The organism is Spirosoma sp., from assembly GCF_048594605.1.
Lineage (GTDB): Bacteria > Bacteroidota > Bacteroidia > Cytophagales > Spirosomataceae > Spirosoma.
The window spans coordinates 1-1,681 of the sequence record NZ_JBMDWV010000052.1 but is presented as its reverse complement, the minus strand read 5'-3'; the positions used below and the strand labels follow the sequence as shown (position 1 = coordinate 1,681).

Annotated in this window: 2 protein-coding genes and 1 pseudogene; 2 read left to right on the top strand and 1 reads right to left on the bottom strand. The window is 45.6% G+C overall.

The genetic code is table 11. The features are described 5' to 3' along the window. A partial coding sequence (locus ACOJS8_RS03025; protein ID WP_420147053.1) for a HesB/IscA family protein occupies positions 1-242 on the bottom strand: 242 nt, incomplete at its 3' end. A gap of 80 nt (positions 243-322) precedes the next feature. On the opposite strand from ACOJS8_RS03025, the gene mce reads away from it, so the two are divergent. Then, the gene (mce, locus tag ACOJS8_RS03020; RefSeq protein WP_420147052.1) at positions 323-730 is read left to right on the top strand and encodes a methylmalonyl-CoA epimerase; all 408 of its coding nucleotides are present in this window, start codon (positions 323-325) and stop codon (positions 728-730) included. A gap of 6 nt (positions 731-736) precedes the next feature. Continuing rightward, positions 737-1,681, top strand: a pseudogene (locus ACOJS8_RS03015) (M1 family peptidase); the annotation flags it as partial.

Genomic DNA, 1,681 nt, shown 5'->3' with positions numbered 1-1,681 from the left:
GAAAAATCAAGTTCTGTACCGGCCAGATATAGTAGACTTTTACGATCTACCAGAATTTTAATGCCTTTGTCTTCAACGATATGGTCGGTAGGTTGCTGCTTTGCATCAAACTGTAGGTCATACATTAAACCTGAACAGCCTCCGCCTTGCACACCTACACGAATCGCGTAGTCGTCGCCAAGACCGTCTTTCTGACGTAGTTCAACAATTTTATTTTTAGCAACTTCTGAAACCGTAACCATAGTTGTAATCGAATCAAATTTGACGCATATCGATGCTTTCTCTATAACTTTCGGCCAAACGGAAAAGTTCTTTTGTACTCATGCTTACTAACGTCGAACATATCGGTATCGCCGTACGTGATATTTCTGCATCAAATGCGTTGTTCTCCAAACTCCTGAATGTTACGCCTTATAAATCGGAAACGGTTGATTCAGAGAACGTAACGACGTCGTTTTTTAAGATTAATCAGACGAAAATAGAGTTGCTCGAAGCAACCAGCCCTGAGAGCCCGATTGCAAAATTTCTGGAGAAAAAAGGAGAAGGTATTCATCATATCGCCTTTGAGGTAGATGACATTAAGGCAGAGATGGAGCGGCTAAAAAAGGAGGGCTTTACGTTGTTAAATGAAGCGCCCAAGCGAGGTGCCGATAATAAATTAGTCTGTTTCCTGCATCCAAAGGACACGAATGGGGTGTTAGTTGAATTGTGTCAGGAGATTAAGGAGTAACGTAGAATGAAGAAAAGGAAAGTTTTTTTGATTGGATTAGTTGTTTTTTCTGTAACCGTTGCTCAGGCGCAGCTACCTGGTAATATTGCTCGCTATACACAGCCCGGTGTCGATGTTCAGGATTACGCATTCTCGCTGACAATCAGCGACTCAACCAATAAAATTCAGGGCGAAGCCACCATCCGTTTCACTCGTGCCGATGATCGGCAAACGGTCTGGTTCGACCTTGTTAGTCCCAAATCAGATTCTGCCCGGACGGGTATGACAGTACGTAGCGTGACCTTAGCAGATGGCAAAACCGCGCCCTTCAGCCAACGTAACGACCGCGTGTTTATTAATCTTCCGGCAGCTCCCAATCAACCGGCCAGCGTAGTGATACGTTACGACGGAACGCCAGCGAGGGGATTGATTATCAGTCGGAATAAATTTGGCGATCGTACTTTTTTCGGTGATAACTGGCCTAACAACGCCCGTAATTATTTACCGCTGGTTGATCATCCTTCCGATAAGGCAACCTGCTCATTCATCGTGAACGCACCTGCTACGTACCGCGTTATTGCGAATGGGAAGTTTATGGGCGAAAGTGCAGTAGCGTCCGGGCGAAAGCTGACGCGCTGGCAGGAAAATACACCGGTTCCGACGAAAGTAATGGTTATTGGAGCGGCTCGATTTGCGGTGGAGGATGTGGGTTCCGTTGGAAACGTGCCGGTACAAAGCTGGCTGTATCCACAGGATAGTCAGAAAGGGTTTATTGATTACCGACCTGCTAAAACCATCCTGCAGTACTTCGTAGACAAGATCGGTCCATATTCGTACGAAAAGCTGGCGAATGTGCAATCAACGACAATTTTCGGGGGTATGGAGAACGCCAGCTGTATTTTCTACGACGAAAAAATTATTGTTGGAAAGAAAGATTCGGATGTAGAGGCTCTACTGGCACACGAAATTGCT

Excerpts from the sequence above, each read along its gene's own strand:
- mce (WP_420147052.1), top strand. The coding sequence starts at position 323 with ATGCTTACTAACGTCGAACATATCGGTATCGCCGTACGTGATATTTCT.